A 13,733-nucleotide genomic window follows, 5' to 3' on the forward strand; every position below is an offset into this window, starting at 1 on the left:
CATGATCAACCTAGACCTGCAACAACTTATCCAGGCACTGGACGCTGAAACCCGCCGCGACCTGGAGCGTTCCGCTGAGCGCTGCGTCGCCCGTGGCGGCAACAAGGTGCTGGTCGAAGACCTGCTGCTGGGTTTGCTGGAGCGTCCCCAGGGTCTGCTTGCCCGGGCGTTGCAGGACGCGCAAGTCGAGGCCGGCGAGTTGATTGAGGCACTGCAATCGCAAGTCGGCGATAGCGGCTCGCGCAGCCCGGTGTTCGCTCCGGAACTGGTGCAGTGGCTGCAGGACGCATTACTGGTGGCCAATCTTGAACTGGGTCAAAGCCAGGTCGAGCAGGCGGCCTTGATTCTGGCCTTGCTGCGCAACCCGATGCGTTATGCCGGCAGTCGCTACCAGCCGTTGCTGGCGAAGCTGGACATCGAACGCCTGAAGGATTTTGCTCTGTCACAACAGCAACGAATCTCCGGCGGCGGGCCGGCGGCAGCGGGGGAGTCGCTGTTGCAGCGTTTCACTCATAACCTCACCCAACAGGCGCGAGACGGCCAACTCGACCCGGTGCTGTGCCGCGACGATGCGATCCGGCAGATGGTCGACATCCTCGCCCGTCGCCGCAAGAACAACCCGATTGTGGTCGGTGAGGCCGGTGTCGGTAAAACCGCGGTCGTTGAAGGTCTGGCCTCGCGCATCGCCGCCGGAGAAGTACCGCCCGTGCTCAAGGACATTGAGCTGCTCTCGCTGGACATGGGGCTGCTGCAAGCGGGCGCCAGCGTCAAAGGTGAATTCGAACGGCGCCTCAAAGGGGTGATTGATGAGGTCAAAGCCTCGCCCAAACCGATCATCCTGTTCATCGATGAGGCTCATACCCTGATCGGCGCGGGCGGCAATGCCGGAGGCTCCGATGCGGCCAACCTGCTCAAGCCGGCCCTGGCCCGCGGTGAGCTGCGTACCATTGCGGCCACCACCTGGAGCGAATACAAAAAATACTTCGAGAAAGATCCGGCCCTGGCCCGGCGTTTCCAACCCGTGCAATTGCACGAACCCACCGTTGCCGAGGCGGTGACCATTCTGCGAGGCCTGGCCCAGGTCTATGAGAAGAGCCACGGTATCTACCTGCGTGATGACGCCGTGGTGGCCGCCGCCGAGCTCTCGGCCCGCTACCTCGCCGGGCGCCAATTGCCGGACAAGGCTGTCGATGTCCTCGACACCGCCTGTGCCCGGGTTCGCATCAGCCTTGCAGCGGCGCCTGAGCGTCTGGAGCGTCTGCGTGGCGAGTGTGCTGAGGGACGGCGTCAGTGCCAGGCTCTGCGGCGCGACGCCGAAGCCGGACTGAAGATCGACCACGAGGTCCTGGACAGCCTGGAAGCGCGGCTGGCCGATGCCGCGGAGCAACAGCAGGCCCTGGAAACACTCTGGCATGAGCAACGCACATTGGCCGAGCGCCTGCTGCAGTTACGTGTGCAATTGGCCAGGGCCCGCGACGCCAGCCCTCTGCGCTCGACACAGGACAGCGAAGGCTCGCCGGATGCTGGCCGGGAGACTGATGGGCAAGCCGGGCCTGGCGTGGTGGAGCTGGAGTCGGCACTCAACGACACCCATCGCGCCCTGAGCGATGCGCAAACCCGTGAGCGGCTGGTGAGCTTCGAGGTGTGTCCACGCCTGGTGGCTGAAGTCATCAGCGCCTGGACCGGCGTACCGCTGGCGCAGCTGGCCCGTGAGCACAACGCCAAGGTGGCGAGTTTCGCCACTGACCTGAGTGCCCGTATTCGCGGTCAGGACCAGGCGGTACAGGTTCTGGATCGTTCGATGCGTGCCGTGGCCGCAGGCCTGAATAAACCAGACGCACCAGTCGGCGTATTTCTCCTGGTGGGCCCCAGCGGTGTGGGCAAGACCGAAACCGCCCTGGCCCTGGCAGACCTGCTGTATGGCGGTGAGCGTTTCATCACCACCATCAACATGTCCGAGTTCCAGGAGAAACACACCGTTTCACGTTTGATTGGCGCTCCGCCGGGTTATGTCGGCTATGGCGAAGGCGGCATGCTCACCGAAGCGGTGCGGCAAAAACCCTACTCCGTGGTGCTGCTCGATGAAGTCGAGAAAGCCGATCCGGATGTGCTCAACCTGTTCTATCAGATCTTCGACAAGGGCGTGGCCAACGATGGCGAAGGGCGCGAGATCGATTTTCGCAACACGCTGATACTGATGACCTCGAACCTGGGCAGCGAGCGGATCAGCGCGCTGTGCGAGAACGGCGAGCGCCCGAGTGTCGACACCCTGGAGCAGACGATCCGTCCGGTATTGAGCAAGCATTTCAAACCGGCGCTGCTGGCACGTATGCGCGTGGTGCCTTACTACCCGGTGAGTGGCCCGGTGCTGCGTGAACTGATCGAAATCAAGTTGGCGCGACTGGGTGAGCGGCTGAACGCTCGGCAGCTGGAGTTCAGCCACTGCCAGGCGTTGGTCGATCACTTGGCCGAACGCTGTACTCAGAGCGAAAGCGGTGCACGCCTGATCGACTACTTGCTCGACCTGCACGTCCTGCCGTTGGTGGCCGACCGTCTGCTGGCGGCCATGGCCACCGGCGAGAACCTCAAACGTGTGTACGCAACGCTCGATAGCAGCGGTGGCGTGGCCTGCGAGTTCGCCTGAGGTGGGCATCATGTTCACTCGGGTGCCGCAGCCGCTGGCCTATGCAGAGGCACTGCTGGCGCAATTCTCCGCTTTGTCCCGGGCGACGGAAGGCGCTGTGCTGCTTGAAGACTTTGTGCGCGGCGCAGCGCAGCTCAGTGGCTGTGAACTGAGTCAGCTGTATCTGCTCGATGCCACCCATAGCTGCCTGCAACTGCGCGCCGAATGCCTCGGTGGCCTTTTGCAACCGCGGGAAGTGATCAACCTGCCGAGCGATTACAGCGGTGAGCAACTGCTGCAGTTTGCCCTGTGCCAGAACCGGGTGGTGAGCCTGGTGGGCCTGAACCACAGCCTCCACGACACCAGCTTCCTGCCCGTGTACAGCGCTGCGTGGCAGTCACTGTTATGCGTACCGCTGGTCAACGCGCGCAAGGCTGTCGAAGGCTTGCTGTTGTGTGCCAGCCCGCAACAGCAAGACCTGCAAGCCTTTGCCCAGTCGTTGGGCCAACTGGGGGCGTTTGTCCTTGGACAATGGGCGTTGCTCCAGCGTTTGCGCCTGCCCGCGGGCGAGCCTGCGCCGCTTCTGCCCCCCGAGGTCATCACCAGTGGTTATGGCCTGATCGGCACCAGTCCGGCGATGCGCCAGGCCTATCAGTTGATCAGCAAGGTCCTGCACAGCCCTTACACCGTGTTGCTGCGTGGCGAAACCGGTACCGGCAAGGAAGTGGTGGCGCGTGCCATTCATGATTACGGCCCGCGTCGTTCCCAGGCATTTGTGGTGCAGAACTGCGCGGCGTTTCCGGAAAACCTGCTGGAAAGCGAGTTGTTCGGTTATCGCAAGGGGGCGTTCACGGGCGCTGACCGCGATCGCCCCGGACTGTTTGATGCGGCCAATGGCGGCACTTTGTTGCTGGACGAAATTGGCGACATGCCGTTGTCCCTGCAAGCCAAATTGCTTCGGGTACTGCAGGACGGCGAGATCCGCCCGTTGGGCTCCAACGACACGCACACCATCGACGTGCGGATCATCGCCGCCACCCACCGCGATCTGGCGGCGCTGGTGGGCGAGGGCAAGTTCCGTGAGGACCTGTATTACCGCCTGGCTCAGTTCCCGATCGAGTTGCCGGCGTTGCGACAGCGTGAAGGCGACATTCTCGACCTGGCCCGGCATTTCGCCGACAAGGCCTGTGCCTTCCTGCAAAAGGACCCGGTGAGCTGGTCGCCGACGGCCCTCAATCATCTGTCCGGTTACGCCTTTCCAGGCAACGTGCGCGAGCTCAAGGGGCTGGTGGAGCGTGCAGTGCTGCTCTGTGAAGACGGTGAACTGATGGCCGAGCATTTCTCCCTGAACGTTGAAGTCATGCCCGAAGAGTCGGGTCTGAACCTGCGCGAGCAGTTGGAAAAAGTCGAACGCCACCTGTTGCTCGATTGCTTGCGCAAGAACGACGGCAATCAGACCCTGGCGGCCCGGGAGCTGGGATTGCCCCGTCGCACGCTGCTGTACCGCCTGGGGCGCCTGAACATCAATCTTGATGACTTTGTGGTCTAGCGAGGCATGCAGCCTTGGCTGGTTTTTCGTACTTCTGGGCGCGCCTGCAAGGGAGGGCGTCTTGTGCACTGTCTACCTATGGAGACCTTCTGATGTCTGTTCGTCACTGGCAAGCCGTCCTCTTGACCCTGGTTGTTGTGGTCGGCCTCGGCGCCTGCAGCGGCAACTACAAATTCAACGATGACACCTATCGCCCGCTGGGTGATCCGCAGGCGGTCAATCGCGGCAAGTGAGCGCAAGGAGCAGCATCATGGAACTGGTTTTTGAAGTGCTCAATGCCAAGCAATTCGTGCCGGCGGACTTGAGCAGCAAAACTTTCAGGCGGGCGGGTGGCACCATCGGCCGGGGAGAGGATTGCGAGTGGCAGATTCCGGATAGCAACCGTCATCTGTCCAACCATCATGCGCTGGTCAGCTACCGCGATGGCCAGTTTTTCCTCACCGATACCAGCAGCAACGGTATTCAGGACCGTGGCAGTGGCGCGCGCCTGCGCAAGGGCCAAGCCCAGCGTATCGAGCAGGGCAGTGTCTACTTGCTGGGGGATTTCGAGATCCGTGCACGCCTGGTGCAAGCCCCGGAAGCCTTCGCCGTTGAAGCCGGTCGTCCGCAAGCGGCCGGTAGCATCATTCCGGATAACGCATTCATTGACCTCGACCCGCTCAACGCATTGGACCAGCAGGAACACAGTGGGGCAGAGCTAGACGAGCTGAGCGCGCTTGATGTGCCACACCAGGAGCCTGGACAGCGAGCTGACTATGCCCGCATCGATAGGGAATGCCTGTTGGTCCCGGAACTGGTGGCCCCCCCCGAGCCGCAGGCGCTACCCGAGCCCAAGGCGCCGGCTTGCCAAAGCGAGGCTTTCTGGGCGCGTTTTGGCGCGGTCCTGGGGGTGGATCTGCAGACGCTCGATCTCGATCAGCGCGAGGCCCTGGCAATCAATGTCGCGGGGCTGTTCAAGCAGAGCATGGGGGGCTTGCAGCAGAGCTTGCGAACCCGCAGCGAGCTGAAAAACGAGCTGCGCCTGGCCCTCACCACGGCCCAGGGCAACAGTCAGAACCCGTTCAAGTTCGCCGTGGATTGCGAAGCGCTACTGGGCATCCTGCTGCTGGACCACAAGCCTGGGCAACTGTCTGCCGAGCAGGCGATTTCCCGCGCTTTTCGCGACTTGCAGGCGCACCAGGTGGCGCTGCTCAGCGCCAGCCGCGCAGCAGTGCGTAGCACCCTCGAACACTTTTCGCCGCAACAGCTGACGCTACGTTTCGAGCGCGATGGCCAGCAACCGTTGCTGGCGACTTCCGGTAGCCGCTGGCGAGCGTACCGCCGCTATCACCAGGCGCTGTGTCAGGACGACGATTGGAACGAGCGCCTGCTGGCGCGGGATTTTGCTCAGGCCTATGAAGAGCAGATCCGCCTGATCTCCACCCTCCACCTCGATGCTCAAGGATGACCTGCATGTCTCGCCGTACCCACCCATTACTCAAGGCCCTGACGCTGCTCATGGCCTTGGCGCTGTTGACCGGCTGCGCATCGATGTCGCCGTATTCGACCCTGACCAAGCTGAACCTGAAGCTCAGTGCCAGCGACCGGCTCAACCCCGACCTCAATGGGCGTGCGTCGCCGATCGTGGTGCGGTTGATGGAACTCAAGCATCCCGTCGCGTTCGAGAACGCCGACTTTTTCAGTCTCTACGAGCGCGCCAGGGAGTCCCTGGCACCGGATCTGGTGGCCAGTGAAGAGCTGGAGTTGCGCCCGGGGGAAAGCCTCGAATTCAAGTTGCGGGTCGAGGACGGGAGCCGTTTCGTCGGCGTGCTTGCGGCTTATCGTGATTTGCCGGAAAGCCAGTGGCGTTATGTGGTGCAGCTCACCCCGCAGGAGGTGACCGAGGTCGGCCTGATCCTCGACCAGTCCGGCATCCGCAACAGCAACGATGTGTCCACCCAAGCGGATGACAATTGATGAACGTGCATAAAATCATTTGGCAGGAAGGCATGTTGCTGCGGCCTCAGCATTTCCAGCACAACGACCGTTACTACGATTACCAGATGAAAACCCGTACCCAGCTGCTGGGTAGTTACAGTTGGGGATTTCTGGCGCTGGAGATCGATCTGCAGTTCCTCAACATGGGCAAGCTGGTGATCAGCCGGGCCTCCGGTATCTTGCCGGACGGCAGCCTGTTCGAGCTGGGGGACGATACCGAGCCACTGGCCCTGGATGTACCGCCCAACACGGGGAGCACGCCGGTCTACCTGGCTTTGCCGCTGGTCACGGGCAACCACATCGAAGCGCGGCGCGCAGAGCAATCCGATGTGCTGGCGCGCTACATCGTCTACGAGGCGGAAATCGCCGACTCCAACGCCGGTGATGATTCCAGCAGCCAGCTCAGCTGTGCCCGTCCGGACTTCCGTCTGCTATTGGGCGAGCAGCAGAGCGGGCAGGCCTATGTGAAGTTGAAAGTCTGTGAAGTGCTGGATGCCACCTCCGATGGCGTGATCAGCCTCGATCCGGATTTTGTGCCGACCTTCCTGCACACCCATGCCAGCACCTATCTGCTTTCGTGCCTGAAAGAGATCATCAGCATGCTCAGTCATCGGGGGGACACCATCGCCGAGCGGATTCGCTCCAACGGCAAGGTCGGTGGTGCCGAGGTCGGCGACTTCATGATGCTGCAACTGATCAACCGCACCGAACTGCTGTTGCGCCATTACCTGGATCTTGAACATGTCCATCCGGAGGAGCTCTATCGCTCGCTGCTGGTCATGCTCGGGGAGCTGGCGACTTTCGCCAGTGACAGCAAGCGTCCACGGCTGGACAGCCGCTATCAGCACAGCGACCAGGGGGCGAGCTTTCGCAAACTGATGGACGCCATTCGCCAGGTGCTGTCGATGGTGCTTGAGCAGCACGCCATCGAACTGGTGCTGCAGGCCCGTCAGTACGGGGTGCTGGTGTCGCCGCTGCATGATCACAAGCTGCTGGAGTCGGCCTCGTTCGTGCTTGCGGCCAGTGCCAACTGTGACTCTGAAGAACTGCGTCATCGCTTGCCGTCGCACCTCAAGGTCGGACCGGTGGAGAGCATTCGGCAACTGGTCAACCTGCATCTGCCGGGGATCAAGGTCCGGCCCTTGCCGGTGGCGCCGCGACAGATCGCATTCCACTCCAACAAGACCTATTTCATCCTCGACCTCAGTCCCGAGGACTTGGCGCAACTGGAGCGTTCGGGCGGTTTCGCCTTCCACGTCTCCGGTGAGTTCGCCGAGCTTGAACTGAAATTCTGGGCCATCAGGAACTGAACGACATGATCAAGGATCTGGAACACCCTCAGGACGATAAAACCGTTTTGCTTGACCGCCTTGGGCATGGCCCGGAGCGCAACCCGCTGACCGACTTCGCCGATCCCCCCCGTTTCGAGCAGTTAGAGGAACGGATGATCTATGCCGCACGCCTGGGCCCTGCGCAATCCTTCAGCGTCAGCCTCAACCCGCTCGTGGCGGCGGCGTCCGACCTGCTGTCGGAAGTGGTTCGCCTCAAGCACAGCACGTCTGCCGAAGACTTGCGTGCACTCAATACGCGCCTGAGTGCCGGCCTCAGGCAGTTCGACACGCGAGCCCTGCAGGACGGTGCGCAGAGCAGCCAGGTGATGGCCGCCCGCTATGTGCTGTGCACCGTGGTCGACGAGGCGGTGGTGAGCACCTCTTGGGGCAATGAAAGCCAGTGGTCGCAAATGAGTCTGCTCAGCAGCTTTCACAACGAAACCTTCGGCGGCGAAAAGTTCTTCCAACTGCTGGATCGGCTGTCGAAGAACCCGGTCAAGCATCTGCCGATGCTGGAGCTGATGTACCTGTGCCTGTCGTTGGGGTTCGAGGGCAAGTACCGGGTCATTCCCCGCGGCGTGCTCGAGCTTGAGGGGATTCGCGACGCCTTGTACCGGCAGATCCGCCAGCTGCGGGGCGATGTGCCTCGTGAGCTGTCGCCACATTGGGAAGGGCTCGGCGATCAGCGTCGCAGCCTGGTGCGCATTGTGCCGGGGTGGATGGTTGCGCTGTTCACCGTGGTTTGCCTGCTGGTGATGTACTCGGGGTTTGCCTGGGTGCTGGGCCAGCAGCGCGAAAGCCTGTTGCAGACGTATCAACCGCTTGACCCGGTGGTGGTCCAGCCCCAGCAGTAAGACAGGGACGTGTGATGAAAAACTTCTTCAATAAAGCCGGCGCCTTGCTGCGTCAGACCTGGGTCTGGACGCTGCTGTTGGTGCTGAGTGTGGCATCGCTGGTGTGGTTCGTCGGGCCACTACTGGCCGTCAACGACAACAAGTTCTGGGCCAGCGCAACCTCGCGCCTGCTGACCATCAGCGCGTTGTTCCTGATCTGGGGGCTGGCGATGGTCTTTGTCAGCTGGCGCGCCGGTGTCCGCAAGAAAGCCGTCTTGGACAGCGAGGCCGGGCAGCAGCGCATGCAGCGCGACGAGTTGATCGACCAGGAGCACAAAGAGCTCCATGAGCGCTTCAAGGACGCGCTGCGCACCCTAAAGACCTCAAGCCTGTACCGCGGTCGCAGCGAGCGTTGGCGCAGTGACCTGCCCTGGTACCTGCTGCTCGGTCCCCAAGGCAGCGGCAAGACCAGCCTACTGGACTTTTCGGGCCTGGAGTTTCCGCTCAACAAAATGGGCCGCAAGCTGACCCGCGACACCAGCGGCACCCGTCACTGCGACTGGTACTTCGCCGAGCATGGCGTGCTGATCGACACGGCCGGCCGCTACCTGAGCCAAGGCGCCGCCGACGTCGACGCCAGTGCCTGGAACACCTTGCTGGGTCTGTTGCGCAAGCGTCGTCGTGGCCGCCCGCTCAATGGTGTGCTGGTGACGGTTCCGGTAGCGGCACTGCTGAGCGCCGACGAGCAGGAACTGGAGACCCTGGCGCAGCAGGTGCGTATGCGCTTGCAGGATGTTCATCAGAAATTGCATGTCGATGTCCCGGTCTACCTGGTGCTCAGCAAGGCCGACCAACTGGCGGGGTTTGACGAGTTCTTTGATCACATGAGCCGTGAGGAAAGCGATCAGGTACTCGGCGCCAGCTTTGGCAAGGAACAAAGCGGCACCGATGTGGCAGTTCTACGCCAGGAGTTCGAGGAGTTGCTGCGGCGCTTGAACAGCCAGGTGATCATGCGCATGCACCAGGAGCGAGACACCCAGCGGCGTGGGCGCATTCTCGACTTCCCACACCAATTGGGACAGATCGGAGAGCGCTTGTGCCTGTTCGTCGACATGGCATTCACCGGCAACCGCTATCAGCGCCCCAGCCAGCTGCGGGGCTTCTACCTGACCAGTGCGCCGCACCTGATCGAACAGCTCGATCAAGATACGGCCAGTATCGGCGCGACCCTGGGCATGTCGGCTGCCGTCCTGCCGACCCTGCGCGGCGGTCGCTCGCGCTTTATTCATCACCTGTTGAGCCGGGTGATTTTCCCCGAGGCCGACTTGGCCGGCCTGGACCAACGCGAGCGCCGACGCATTCACTGGGGCCAGCGTGCCCTGTACGTGGGCGCCCTGGCGGCCCTGGCGGTGTTTGGCATGCTGTGGGCGGGGAGCTTCTCGGCCAACCACGGGCGCCTGGAGCAACTGCGTTCACTGGCGCAGAGCTGGAGTGAGCAACGCGTGGCCTTGAGTGCGCGGGATGACGCGCAGGCCCTGCTCAAACCCCTCGACACTCGTTATGCGGCCACCCAGGTCTTTGCGCCCGGGGGCGAGGTGCCGCTGCATGAGCGGGTTGGGCTGTATCAAGGCGATGCCAGCCGTCCGGTGCTCTTGCGTGCCTATGAGCGTGAGTTGCAGGAGCAACTGTTGCCAAGGGTTGCGCAGATGCTCGAAGGGCAGGTTCGCGCCAACATGCGCGATCGCGAACGCCTGCTCAACAGCTTGCGCGCGTATCTGATGCTGAACCTGCAGGATCGCCGTGATCCGTCCTTGCTCAAGGACTGGGTGGCGCGAGAATGGTCGAGCCGCTACGCCGGCAACAGCGCCTTGCAGAACGGTCTGAATGGGCACTTCGAACGCCTGCTCCAATTGCCATTCAGTTATCCGCTCAACGAGGCTCTGGTGAGCCAGGCCCGTCAGGTGTTGCGCAGCGAATCGTTGGCCAACGTGGTCTACCGAGTGCTGCGCGAGCAGGCTCGCAGCTTGCCGCAATACCGTCTGAGCCAGCACCTGGGGCCACAAGGCAATCTGTTTGTCGGCACTGACTATGTGATCCCGGGTTTTTATACCCAGCAGGGTTATCAGCAGTATTTTTCGATCCAGGGCACGGCGCTGGTCACCGATATCCTGCGTGACAACTGGGTGCTGGGCGAAGGTTCGGGAATCAGTGGCATGGATCTGCGTCGGCTGATGGTCGAGCTGGAGCAACTGTACTTTCGCGACTATGCCAACCACTGGAGCGAAGCCCTGGGCCGGGTCAGCCTGCCGCCGTTCAACGATGCCGGCGATGGGGCCGAACAACTGGCCAGTCTGACCGCGGCCAACTCGCCGCTCTTGCAGTTGCTGGTGGAGATCCGTGAGAACACCCGCTTCCAGAGCGTGCTCGAGGCTGCCGACGAGACGGCGCAGGCTGGCAAGACCGGGGATGCAGCGCCAGGTGCGCAGGGCGAGGGGCTGGCCGCTGTCGCAGGTAAGGCCCGCCAGGCCCTGGCCAAGAGCCTGCCGGATACGGCGAAGAAGGCGCTGCAACGTCGCTTTGACCCGCTGCACCGCTTGCTGGACGACAACAACGGCCCGGCGGCGGACCTGACCCCGGCGTTGCTGGCAATCAACGACCTGCAGCTGCAGCTGTCCAGCCTGGCGCGGGCCAGCCAGCCTGATCAGGCTGCGTTTGAAATGGCCAAGGCGCGCATGAGCGGCCAGCGCGATGCCCTGAGCAGCCTGCGCAATGCCTCGGTGCGCCTGCCGCGTCCGGTGAGCCTGTGGTTCAACTCGCTGGCCGAGGACGCCTGGCGCCTGGTGCTCAATGATTCGTACCAGTACCTCAACCAGCGATACCAGAGCGAGCTGTACAGTTTCTACGGTAAGGCGATCCGCAAGCGCTATCCGTTCAATGCCCATAGCACCAGCGATGTGGCCGTCAACGATTTTCGCGAGTTCTTCAAGGCTCAGGGCATCGCCGAGCGCTTCTTCGACACCTACATACGACCTTTCGTCAGTGGTGATCCGGGTAGCTACCGCTTGCGCAGCATCGACGGCCAAAGCCTGCCGATCAACAAGGCGTACCTTGAGCAGATGGTCGCCGCGCAAGTGATTCGCCAGGGATTCTTCGCCGAGAACCCGGCCGAGCCCCAGGTGCAGTTCAGGCTTGAGCCCTACACCCTCGACCCGGCGGTGAGTCGGGCCGAGTTCCGTTTTGGCAACCGGCAACTGGAATACCGGCACGGCCCTATTGTGCCGATGTCCTTCAAGTGGCCCACCGATGCTGAAGAAGGGCGTGCCAGCCTGGTGTTGGACAAGATGGTCGGCCGGCCCATCGGTATCGAGAAGAACACCGGGCCCTGGTCGTTGTTCCGTCTGCTCGACCTGATGCAGACCGAGTACCTGACCGGTCGTGATGTGCTGGTACTCAAGGCCGAGCTGGGTGGCTTGCGTGCCAATTATCTGCTGCTGAGCCAGCGCACGCCGAACCCGTTCGACATGGGCGTGCTGCGCTCATTCCGTATGCCGGCGCAGCTCTGATGTCGGGTGCCGGCACTTGGCGCAGCGCCGCACGGACCGACCCGGGCAAGGTGCGGCTGCGCAATGAAGATGCCTTTCTCGATTGCCCGGAGCAGGGGCTCTGGGTGGTCGCCGATGGCATGGGCGGCCACCAGTGCGGAGATGTTGCCAGCCAGCTGATTGTCGCCAGCCTGGCGGAGTTGTCGCTGCGTGACAGTTTCGAGGGGCGGCTCAATGACTTGCGCCAATGCCTGCACTGGCTGAACCGGCGCCTTGGCCAGGAGTTGACGGTCAGTGTGGGGCGCCAAGACAGCATAGTTGGCAGCACCGTGGTGGCGTTGTTGCTGCAAGGCAACCGCGCGGCCTGTATCTGGGCGGGCGACAGCCGCTGTTATCTGTGGCGTGGGCAGTGCCTGTATCAACTGTCCAAGGATCACTCGCTGAGGCAGCAATTGGTGGACGAGCAACGGATGAGTCCGGAACAGGCCAGTGCTCATCCCGATGCCAATGCCCTGACTCGCGCGGTGGGCGCCAGCGAGCGGTTGGCCCTGGATGTGCTGGAGTTCGAGGTCCATGCGGGCGATGTTTTTCTGCTGTGCAGCGATGGTCTTTACCAAGGACTTAGCGGAGATGCCTTAGGCCGGGCGCTGAGCCTTGCGTCGCCACGGATCGCCCTGGAGCGACTGTTTGAAGGGGCATTGCGCGGCGCCGCCAGAGACAACCTGACGGCCGTGGTGATCCGCCAATGACGGATATGAAGCCCGATATGCAGCGCATCCTGGCCGGTGAGGCTGAGGCCGGCGACCTGACCTATTTCGCCTTCGTCAAACCCCCACCTGCTGCGCCTGCCGTGGCGCGTCCCAGGGGCAAGGGCCGCAGCCGGGCGCGAAAGCGTGGCAAAGCCAAAGCTGCGCAAACTGCGCCGGTAGGCACGCTGCCGCGATTGCTGGCGGGTCGCTATCGTCTTGAACGGCTGCTCGGTGCTGGAGGCATGGGCACGGTTTATCGCGCGCGCGACCTGCTGCATGAACAGTTCGGCGACCCCGATCCCTACATCGCCCTCAAGGTGTTGGGCGAGGAGTTTTCCGAGTCGCCGGATGCGAGCCTGGTGCTGTATAGCGAGTTCGCCCTGACGCGCCGCTTGCGCCATCCGAACATCGTGCGTTTGCACAGCTTTGAAGTGGATGCCCAATGTCACTGTGCGTTCATCACCATGGAGCTGATGCGCGGGCTTACGCTGGACAAGCTGCTCTGCGAGCACCCGATGGGCCTGCCGTGGACAGCCTTGCAGGAGGTGGCCGTGCCGCTGCTTGACGCCCTGGCTTACAGCCACGGGCGCGGCGTGCTGCATGGGGATCTGAAACCGAGCAACGTGATGCTCGGTGAAGAGGGCGTGCGCCTGTTCGACTTCGGCCTGGGTCAGGCCGAGGCGGGTGTCTTGCCTGGCCTGCCTCACTTGAGCCGCAGTCGCTTCAATGCCTGGACGCCGGGCTACGCTGCCCCCGAATTGCTGGAGGGCGGTGTCTTGTCGGCCGCTGCCGACCTGTATGCCGTGGCTTGCGTGATCTTTGAACTGGCCTCTGGCAAGCATCCCTTCCGAGGCTTGCCGTCGACCCAGGCGCGTGATCAGCGACTGGAGCTTACCTTGCAGGCGCCCAAGCATCTTCCGGGGCATTGCTGGCCCGCCCTGAGAGCGGCGTTGGCCTTCAATGTGGAGGAGCGTAGCGACGGCCTTCAGGCACTGCGTGAGGCGCTGGGCGCGCAACCGTCCTGGATATCGCGCTGGATGTCGCGATGCAGAAGATAGCCCGTGAGCGGGGAGGGTTGCGGTCTTTTTCGTCGGGCTCGGAAGGCCAATGGTTCTCTAAGTGGAGATGG

General features: G+C 62.8%; 10 protein-coding genes. All 10 read left to right on the forward strand.

Translation table 11 applies throughout. The annotated features are described in order from the left end of the window. Window position 1: 1 nt before the first annotated feature. The 10 genes from tssH to Q8O96_RS29050 all read left to right on the forward strand — a co-directional run bounded on the left by tssH (window position 2) and on the right by Q8O96_RS29050 (window position 13,662). The gene (gene tssH, locus Q8O96_RS29005; protein ID WP_305949917.1) at window positions 2-2,644 is read left to right on the forward strand and encodes a type VI secretion system ATPase TssH; all 2,643 of its coding nucleotides are present in this window, start codon (window positions 2-4) and stop codon (window positions 2,642-2,644) included. Window positions 2,645-2,654: 10 nt separating this feature from the next. Continuing rightward, window positions 2,655-4,172 carry a sigma-54-dependent Fis family transcriptional regulator gene (locus tag Q8O96_RS29010; RefSeq protein WP_305949918.1) on the forward strand — a complete coding sequence of 506 codons (1,518 nt, stop codon included), beginning with the start codon at window positions 2,655-2,657 and terminating at the stop codon, window positions 4,170-4,172. Window positions 4,173-4,264: 92 nt separating this feature from the next. Continuing rightward, the gene (locus Q8O96_RS29015) at window positions 4,265-4,405 is read left to right on the forward strand and encodes a type VI secretion protein (RefSeq protein WP_102864953.1); all 141 of its coding nucleotides are present in this window, start codon (window positions 4,265-4,267) and stop codon (window positions 4,403-4,405) included. A gap of 17 nt (window positions 4,406-4,422) precedes the next feature. After that, on the forward strand, window positions 4,423-5,619 hold the full coding sequence (tagH, locus tag Q8O96_RS29020) for a type VI secretion system-associated FHA domain protein TagH (RefSeq protein ID WP_207816761.1): 1,197 nt from the start codon (window positions 4,423-4,425) through the stop codon (window positions 5,617-5,619). Between the two features lie 5 nt (window positions 5,620-5,624). Further along, on the forward strand, window positions 5,625-6,128 hold the full coding sequence (gene tssJ / locus Q8O96_RS29025) for a type VI secretion system lipoprotein TssJ (RefSeq protein ID WP_102864955.1): 504 nt from the start codon (window positions 5,625-5,627) through the stop codon (window positions 6,126-6,128). Continuing rightward, the gene (gene tssK / locus Q8O96_RS29030) at window positions 6,128-7,459 is read left to right on the forward strand and encodes a type VI secretion system baseplate subunit TssK (RefSeq protein ID WP_102864956.1); all 1,332 of its coding nucleotides are present in this window, start codon (window positions 6,128-6,130) and stop codon (window positions 7,457-7,459) included. The genes tssJ and tssK overlap by 1 nt, the downstream gene beginning before the upstream one ends. A gap of 5 nt (window positions 7,460-7,464) precedes the next feature. Next, window positions 7,465-8,334: a type IVB secretion system protein IcmH/DotU gene (gene icmH, locus Q8O96_RS29035; RefSeq protein WP_207166100.1), complete on the forward strand. Its 870-nt coding sequence runs from the start codon at window positions 7,465-7,467 to the stop codon at window positions 8,332-8,334. Between the two features lie 14 nt (window positions 8,335-8,348). Next, entirely contained in the window at window positions 8,349-11,876 is a 3,528-nt protein-coding gene (tssM, locus tag Q8O96_RS29040) for a type VI secretion system membrane subunit TssM (RefSeq protein ID WP_305949919.1), read from the forward strand. Next, entirely contained in the window at window positions 11,876-12,604 is a 729-nt protein-coding gene (locus tag Q8O96_RS29045; RefSeq protein ID WP_102864959.1) for a PP2C family serine/threonine-protein phosphatase, read from the forward strand. Before tssM ends, Q8O96_RS29045 begins: the two co-directional genes overlap by 1 nt. Next, on the forward strand, window positions 12,601-13,662 hold the full coding sequence (locus tag Q8O96_RS29050) for a serine/threonine-protein kinase (RefSeq protein WP_305949920.1): 1,062 nt from the start codon (window positions 12,601-12,603) through the stop codon (window positions 13,660-13,662). The genes Q8O96_RS29045 and Q8O96_RS29050 overlap by 4 nt, the downstream gene beginning before the upstream one ends. The last annotated feature ends 71 nt before the right edge of the window (window positions 13,663-13,733 follow it).

Source organism: Pseudomonas sp. LPH60, assembly GCF_030718165.1.
In the GTDB taxonomy this organism is placed as follows: domain Bacteria; phylum Pseudomonadota; class Gammaproteobacteria; order Pseudomonadales; family Pseudomonadaceae; genus Aquipseudomonas; species Aquipseudomonas danubii.